Below are 6,697 nucleotides of genomic sequence, written 5' to 3'. Positions count from 1 at the left end.
GGCCATGAAAACGATGGCGAAGTCGGCGAGGTCGGCGTGGGAGATAAAATGCTTGGTGCCGTTCAGCACCCAGTCGTCGCCGTCCTGAACGGCGGTTGCCTTCATGCCGCGCAAATCGGAGCCGGCGCCCGGCTCGGTCATGGCCAGGCAGTCCCATTTCTCGCCACGGATGCAGGGGAACAGATATTTCTCGCGCTGTTCGGGTGTGCCGGCCAGGAGGATGTTGGAGGGACGCGCCACGCAGGTCCAGTGCAGCGCGTAATTGGCCCGGCCGAGTTCCTTCTCGTAGAGCAGCCAGGTCACCGTATCGAGGCCGGCACCGCCGACATCGGCCGGCATGTTGGCGGCATAGAGCCCGGCCTCGATCGCCTTTACCTTGATCTCTTCGATCAGGTCGCGGCGCAGCACGCCGGTGCGCTCGACCTCGCGCTCATGCGGGTAAAGCTCGTTCTCGACGAACGCGCGCGTCGTCTCGACGATGAGCTTCTGTTCCTCCGACAGCCCGAAATCCATGCTCTCAGCCTTTCTTCTTGCCGGTCTTTTTCTTCGGCTTTTCGGCTTTCTTGACCGGTTTCAAGGCTTTGGCCTTCTCGGCCGCCTTGGAGGCCATGGGCTTCTTCGCCGCCAGCTTGGCCAGCTGCCTGGTATAGTCCTTATGCAGCGCGCCGGCGCCCCAGCCCTTGCCTTTGTTTTGTTTCGACAGCGCATCCATGATGGCGACCAGATTGTCGTCGCGGATCTTTTCCAGCTCGCGGATCGACAGCCCATGCGCCTGTTCGTCCGACTGCGTGGCGATCAGGTCGACCAGTTCGTCGTTGAACTCAGGCACGTCCATCAGCTTGGTCCATGGCCATTTCAGGCACGGCCCGAACTGCGCCATGAAGTGGCGCATGCCGGCCTCGCCGCCGGCGACGCGATAGACCTGGAACATGCCCATCTGCGCCCAGCGCAGGCCGAAGCCGTAGCGCATGATGTCGTCGAGTTCCTCGACCGTGCAGATGCCGTCCTTGATCAGCCACAGCGCCTCGCGCCATGCCGCTTCGAGCAGGCGGTCACCGACGAAGGCCTCGATCTCCTTGCGGATGACGACAGGCTTCATGCCGATCGAGGCATACATCTCCTTGGCGACCTCGATCGCCTCGGGGAAGGTCTGCTCGCCACCGACGATCTCCACCAGCGGCAGGAGATAGACCGGGTTGAACGGATGGCCGACGACCAGCCGCTCCGGATGCTTCTTCATCGCCACCTGCATGTCGGTCGGCTTGATGCCGGAAGTCGAGGAGCCGACAATCGCGTTGGCCGGCGCGTGAGCGTCGATCTCGGCCAGCACGCGGTGTTTCAGGTCGAGCCGCTCCGGCACGCTCTCCTGGATGAAATCGGCATCGGCGACCGCTTCGGCGATGGTCTTGGCGAAGGTCAGCTTGCCCTCTTTCGGCAGGCCGCCGGGCACCATCTGCTTATAGGCGCGGCGCGCGCCCTTCATCACTTCGCCGACCTTGCGCGACGCCTCGGGATCGGGATCGAAGATCGACACGTCGATGCCGTTGAGCAGCAGGCGCGCCACCCAACCGGCGCCGATCACACCGCCACCGATGGCGGCTGCCTTGTTGATGATGCTCATGCTGAAGCTCCGGTTCTTGTCGCGGCGGTTGCGGGATCGATGAGGGGTACGCGCTCGCCGGCTCGGATCACCGAGGGATCGTAGGCCTTGCGGGCAAAGACTTCGAGCACGAAGGGCCGGAAGAATTCCATCGACAGCGTGTCATAGTCGGGGTCGAAGCTAGACTGGTCCCAGCGTTCGCAAAACTCGTCGCAATCGTCGAAATAAGCATGGCCGGCAAAGCGGTCGCGGGCGTGGCGGTTGCCGCCGAGATGATGGGCATAATAGAGCCGCTGGAAGTCGCCATGCTTTTCCACCACCCAAGTGCACTGCTCGCGCACGAAAGGTTTCAGGATCGAAGCGGCATATTCGTCGTGATTGTAAGGCGCATAGATGTCGCCGATGTCGTGCAGCAGCGCGCAAGCGATCCAGTCGGTGTCTGCGCCGTCGCGCCAGGCACGTGTCGCTGCCTGCAGCGAATGGCCGAGCCGGGTGATCTTGTAGCCGGAAAGACCCGCGTCGAGCTGCACCAGCGCGTCGAGCAGCCGCTCGCCGGTCCTGGCCGCATAGTCGATTTCATGCGCGGTCAGGAACTCGTAGTCGTCCCGGTCGCCATCCTTCATCGCGGTGAATTTTACGGTAGTCATGCCGACCCTCCCGACGAATAATTTATGCCGCGATCGGCGCCCGCTTGGTGAGGTTGAGCTTCTGCCGTACCTCTTCCGGCCCAAGGATTCTGGCGCCGAGATTGGTGACGATGCTGGCGGCGCGCTCGACCAGCTGTGCGTTGGTGGCCAGCACGCCCTTGTCGAGCCACAGATTGTCCTCCAGCCCGACGCGGACATTGCCGCCGGCCAGCACCGCCGCCGCGGCATAAGCCATCTGGTTGCGGCCGATGGCGAAGGCCGACCAGTTCCAGGTCGACGGCACATTGTTGACCATGGCCATGAAGGTGTTGAGATCATCAGGCGCACCCCACGGCACGCCCATGCAAAGCTGCACCAGCGCATCCGGGTTGAGCACCTTTTCCTCGACCAGTTGCTTGGCGAACCACAGATGGCCGGTGTCGAAAGCCTCGATCTCCGGCTTGACGCCGAGCGCCGTCATCATGCCGCCCATGGCGCGCAGCATGCCGGGCGTGTTGGTCATGACATAGTCGGCCTCGGCGAAATTCATGGTGCCGCAGTCGAGTGTGCAGATTTCCGGCAGGCATTGGCGCACATGTTCCATGCGGTTGGTGGCACCGCCCATGTCGGTGCCTTTTTCGTTGAGCGGCAGCGGCGCTTCCGGCGATCCGAACACCATGTCGCCGCCCATGCCGGCGGTCAGGTTCAGGATGACGTCGACTTCTGCCGCGCGGATGCGCTCGGTCACTTCGCGGTAGAGATGTACGTCGCGCCTCGGCCTACCGGTCTCGGGATCGCGCACATGGCAATGCACGATGGCGGCGCCCGCCTTGGCCGCATCGATGGCGGAATCCGCGATCTGCTTGGGCGAGCGCGGCACATGCGGGCTGCGGTCCTGCGACCCGCCGGACCCGGTCACGGCACAGGTAATGAAGACCTCACGGTTCATCGCAAGCGGCATGGAACTCTCCTCCGAAAGAAATAGACCTCAACAATGCCCGACTTGCCGGAAACTGTTTTGCGTTTTACGAAGCTTCCATGACGAAAAGCGAAAAACCAACGATCTTTCGCGCCGAGCGCTCGCCGCTTAGGGTGACGCTGCTGGTATTTTCCGGTTCGTCGATCATGTGCGTCGCATCCGCCGTCGATCCACTGCGCGCGGCCAACCGCATCTCCGGCGAGACCCTGTTCGATTTCAAGCTGGTCTCGGTGACCGGCGAGGCTCCAGTCACCACTTGCGGCCTGCCGGTGGCGGTCGGCGGCCGCTTCGATGCGGGCGAGTCGACCGACGTTCTTGTCGTCGTCGCCGGCTTCGGCACCCAGAACTATGCAACCTCGGCTCTGTTGTCCGGCCTGCGCCGGGCTGCACGGACAGCACGCGCTTGCGGCGGTGTCGAAGCCGGCACCTGGCTGGTGGCGCGCGCCGGCCTGCTGGAAGGACGCAGCGCCACCACCCACTGGGAAGACATGGAGGATTTTTCCTCGGCCTTTCCCGGCGTCGACGTGCGTCCGGACCGTTATGTCATCGACGGGCCGGTGTTCACCTCGGGCGGCGCGTCGCCGACCTTCGACCTGATGCTGCATCTCATCCGCACGAGGCTCGGCATGGCCGTCGCGCTCGATGTCGCCAGCGTCTTCATCTACGACCAGGCGCGCGCCGCCACCGACGCACAGCCGCTGGTCTCGCTCGGCCGGCTCGATGGCTACGATCCGCGGCTGGCGCAAGCGATCCGGCTGATGGAAGCGCATGTCGACCAGCCGCTGACCATTGAAGCGGTGGCCAAGCGCGCCGGCGTGACGGCACGGACGCTGGAGAGCATCTTTCGCAAATCGATCGGCGAGACACCGGGCGCCTATTATCTCAGGCTGCGCCTGGGCGCCGCGCGCCGGCTGGTAGTCGATACAAGGATCGCCATGGCCGATATTGCCGGGCGGACCGGATTCTCATCCGCCGCGGGGTTTTCAAGAGCGTTTTCAAGGGCTTTCGGCGAAGCGCCGGTCAGGCTGCGCCGGGGCTGACTATGATAGAATCAGGCAGCGTTCTGACGGTCGCTGCCGCCGTCGATCTGCGAGCGCATTTGCTTGGCAAGATGGGTCTCGAAACGGCTGGCCACAGCGCGATCCCATTCGTTCGAGCGGCGCGTGCCGTCCTTCGGATGCGGCATTGCCATCAGCCGGTCGATGATCGATCCAGCCTCGCCAGGTGAGAGCAGGGCGTCGATTTCACGTTCGTTCTGCATATCGGTTCGCCTCCTTCTTCCTCTCCCGCCACGAGCCACTCTTATACGAGATTCGTGACGGCAGTTTGAAGGCAAGAGCGAGGTTATTGAAGGGCGTCGAAGGGCAAAACCATGTCGCTGGACCGGGCCATGCGCAAAGCTGTTCCTGCGCCCAGGCAGGTCAGGTCAACGAGAAATCTATTGTTGGATTGCGCAATTCCCAAGGCAAAGCGCTGTACGCTTTTCCCGGGGAAACCGTTACCCACTTTTCCTGGAATTGCTCAAAGCCGCTTTTCGAACAGCACCGTGGTGAAGCCACTGTCCCATTCGTCATCGGGATAGCGGCTTTTCTCGATATAGCCGACCGCTTTGTAGAGTGCTTGTGCGGGCAGGTTGAACGTGTCGGTCTCCAGCCGCGCCTGCGCCAATCCGGCCGCACTGACCGCCTGTTCGGCATGGGAAAGCAGCTTGCGGCCGACACCTTGGCCTTGACGGGATGCCATCACGTGCAGGGCCTCGATGAAATCCGCGCGCCAATGGATCAAGCCGGCGACCTCGCCATCGATCTCGGCAACGGCGAATTCAGGCCAGCTCTGGTCGACATAGCGCCCGCCAATATCCGTCTCGACATAGCGTTGCGCGGCTGCTTCGGTGATGTTCGGCAGCCAGGTGCCTTCGAAGGTTTCCTGCAGCACCTGCTTCAGCGCCGGAATATCGCTCGCCTGCGCCGGGCGCACAATGATTCGATCCTCTGCCATTTCCGTCTCCTGCCAATGCATGTCGCCCAAAGTGCACAGCGATTTGGGACGACGACATGCCGCCGCACGGGTCCTCTTTCGGTGACACGTGTAGCGTCCTGGTCTCACGCAGGCTGCCGAAGATCTGTGCGATCCTCGGCAGCTTGTCGCGAAGTGGGCTGACTAGCAGATGGCGATGGCGGCGGCTTTCAGCCAGTGGCGCCGGATGTCGGTCCAAAGATGAAGCGGCGCTCGCCCTACACGTAGCGGTTGACGATGTTTTCCAGCAGTTCCTGGCGGCCGGACCTCGGCTGCGGCTCGATCTTCTTCTTGACGACACGCTCGGCGATATCCTCAAGCGTGCGCTTGCCGGCAAGCATCGCCTTGCCCTCGGCCGTGTTCCAGCCGGCATAGCGTTCGGCCAGCGGCGCCGACAGTGCCTTGTCCTCGACCATGCGCGCCGCAGCTTTCAGGCCGCGAGCGCAAGAGTCCATGCCGCCGATATGGCCGATCAGCAGGTCCTGCGGATCGAGCGACTGGCGGCGCAGCTTGGCGTCGAAATTGGTGCCGCCGGTCTTGAAGCCGCCAGCCTGCAGGACTTGGTAGTAGGCCAGTGCCATTTCCGGCACGTTGTTGGGGAACTGGTCGGTGTCCCAGCCCGACTGGTAGTCGTTGCGATTCATATCGATCGAACCGAAAATGCCGAGCGCATTGGCCAGAGCCAGTTCGTGCTCGAAAGAATGGCCGGCCAGGATGGCGTGGCCCTGCTCGATATTGACCTTGACCTCCTTCTCCAGCCCGAAGCGCTTGAGGAAGCCGTAGACCGTGGCGACATCGTAATCGTACTGATGCTTGGTTGGCTCCTGCGGCTTCGGCTCGATCAGGATCGTGCCCTTGAAGCCGATCTTGTGCTTGTAGTCGACGACCATGCTGAGGAACCGGCCGGCCTGTTCCTGCTCGCGCGCAAGGTCGGTGTTGAGCAGGGTCTCATAGCCTTCGCGCCCGCCCCACAGCACGTAGTTTTCGCCCTTCAGCCGCTTGGTGACGTCGATACAGCTTTTTACCGTCGCCGCCGCGTAGGCAAAGACATCCGGATCGGGATTGGTGGCCGCGCCCGACATGAAGCGGCGGTTGGAGAACAGATTGGCGGTGCCCCAAAGCAGCTTGACGCCGGTCTGCTTCATCTTGCCCGCGAAGTAGTCGGCGATCTCATCGAGGCGCGCCGCACTCTCGGAAAAATCCTTGCCTTCCGGCCGTACATCGGCGTCGTGGAAGCAGAAGTAGGGCGCGCCGAGCAACGAGAACATCTCGAAGGCGACGTCTGCTTTCAGTTTTGCCAGCTCCATCGTGTCGGTGCCGCCGGCCTTGGGAAACCACGGCCGGTCGAAAGTCTGGCCGCCGAACGGATCGCCACCCGGCCAGGCAAAGGAGTGCCAGTAGGCAACGGCGAAGCGCAGATGATCTTCCAGCCGCTTGCCGGCGACGACCTCATCGGGATTGTAGAACCTATAGGCC

At 62.9% G+C, this 6,697-nt stretch carries 8 protein-coding genes; 1 reads left to right on the top strand and 7 read right to left on the bottom strand.

Features of this window, described 5'->3' with window-relative positions; all coding sequences use genetic code 11:
• From EN925_RS17485 to EN925_RS17470, 4 genes are all read right to left on the bottom strand, one after another.
• The coding region (locus EN925_RS17485; RefSeq protein ID WP_164894254.1) for an acyl-CoA dehydrogenase family protein at positions 1 to 513 on the bottom strand (513 nt) is incomplete at its 3' end.
• A 4-nt stretch (positions 514 to 517) separates the two neighbouring features.
• A complete protein-coding gene (locus tag EN925_RS17480; RefSeq protein WP_024501970.1) occupies positions 518 to 1,621 on the bottom strand; it encodes a carnitine 3-dehydrogenase in 1,104 nt (367 codons plus the stop codon).
• Positions 1,618 to 2,247, bottom strand: coding sequence for an HD domain-containing protein (locus EN925_RS17475; protein ID WP_127368670.1), 630 nt, complete (start codon positions 2,245 to 2,247; stop codon positions 1,618 to 1,620). The genes EN925_RS17480 and EN925_RS17475 overlap by 4 nt, the downstream gene beginning before the upstream one ends.
• Before the next feature lie 22 nt (positions 2,248 to 2,269).
• Entirely contained in the window at positions 2,270 to 3,187 is a 918-nt protein-coding gene (locus tag EN925_RS17470) for a 3-keto-5-aminohexanoate cleavage protein (protein WP_013528293.1), read from the bottom strand.
• A 77-nt stretch (positions 3,188 to 3,264) separates the two neighbouring features.
• Here EN925_RS17470 and EN925_RS17465 point away from each other — a divergent pair, with 77 nt between their 5' ends.
• Positions 3,265 to 4,245 carry a GlxA family transcriptional regulator gene (locus EN925_RS17465; RefSeq protein WP_127368671.1) on the top strand — a complete coding sequence of 327 codons (981 nt, stop codon included), beginning with the start codon at positions 3,265 to 3,267 and terminating at the stop codon, positions 4,243 to 4,245.
• An 11-nt stretch (positions 4,246 to 4,256) separates the two neighbouring features.
• Here the strand turns inward: EN925_RS17465 and EN925_RS17460 are convergent, their stop codons facing one another.
• The 3 genes from EN925_RS17460 to xylA form a co-directional block, all read right to left on the bottom strand.
• Entirely contained in the window at positions 4,257 to 4,466 is a 210-nt protein-coding gene (locus tag EN925_RS17460; RefSeq protein ID WP_013528291.1) for a hypothetical protein, read from the bottom strand.
• Between the two features lie 260 nt (positions 4,467 to 4,726).
• Entirely contained in the window at positions 4,727 to 5,203 is a 477-nt protein-coding gene (locus EN925_RS17455; protein WP_013528290.1) for an N-acetyltransferase, read from the bottom strand.
• A gap of 236 nt (positions 5,204 to 5,439) precedes the next feature.
• On the bottom strand, positions 5,440 to 6,697 hold a 1,258-nt coding region (gene xylA / locus EN925_RS17450), incomplete at its 5' end, for a xylose isomerase (protein WP_128336752.1).

The organism is Mesorhizobium sp. M7A.F.Ca.US.006.04.2.1, from assembly GCF_004022915.1.
Classification (GTDB): Bacteria; Pseudomonadota; Alphaproteobacteria; order Rhizobiales; family Rhizobiaceae; genus Mesorhizobium; species Mesorhizobium ciceri.
This window is presented reverse-complemented; position numbering and strand designations above follow the sequence as displayed.

Excerpts from the sequence above, each read along its gene's own strand:
- EN925_RS17475 (WP_127368670.1), bottom strand. The coding sequence starts at position 2,247 with ATGACTACCGTAAAATTCACCGCGATGAAGGATGGCGACCGGGACGAC.
- EN925_RS17460 (WP_013528291.1), bottom strand. The coding sequence starts at position 4,466 with ATGCAGAACGAACGTGAAATCGACGCCCTGCTCTCACCTGGCGAGGCT.
- EN925_RS17480 (WP_024501970.1), bottom strand. The coding sequence starts at position 1,621 with ATGAGCATCATCAACAAGGCAGCCGCCATCGGTGGCGGTGTGATCGGC.
- EN925_RS17470 (WP_013528293.1), bottom strand. The coding sequence starts at position 3,187 with ATGCCGCTTGCGATGAACCGTGAGGTCTTCATTACCTGTGCCGTGACC.
- EN925_RS17465 (WP_127368671.1), top strand. The coding sequence starts at position 3,265 with ATGACGAAAAGCGAAAAACCAACGATCTTTCGCGCCGAGCGCTCGCCG.
- EN925_RS17455 (WP_013528290.1), bottom strand. The coding sequence starts at position 5,203 with ATGGCAGAGGATCGAATCATTGTGCGCCCGGCGCAGGCGAGCGATATT.